This window comes from Streptomyces sp. P17 (assembly GCF_032436805.1).
Taxonomy (GTDB): Bacteria; Actinomycetota; Actinomycetes; order Streptomycetales; family Streptomycetaceae; genus Streptomyces.
In genome coordinates this window covers 1-274 of the sequence record NZ_JAVRBF010000790.1, presented here as the reverse complement: position 1 = coordinate 274, position 274 = coordinate 1, and the positions used below count along the sequence as shown (strand labels likewise).

Here is a 274-nt window from a genome sequence, read left to right as displayed (position 1 = left end):
TTGAAGGCGTCAGCACTAGCGCCCTCGGTGACCCACAACGTCCGGGCCAGGACTTTGAGCTTGCCGTGTTCCCACAGATCCATCTCGTCCGTCAGCCGATCAGACAACATTCGGCCAGAAGCCCAGTCGGTCGGGTTTGCCGACCACGGGCGGTCATCGTCCATCGTGTACCTGTCGTTGGCGATGTCGCGCACGATGCTGGCCGGGTACAGGAACACCAGGCCACGGTGCACGATGTAGACGCGCCGCGCTGGTGACAGCAGGTTCAGCGGGG

At 63.5% G+C, this 274-nt stretch carries 1 protein-coding gene; it reads right to left on the bottom strand.

Translation table 11 applies throughout. From position 1 onward, the window contains the following. On the bottom strand, window positions 1-274 hold a 274-nt coding region (locus tag RMT89_RS42970), incomplete at both ends, for a hypothetical protein (protein WP_315889191.1).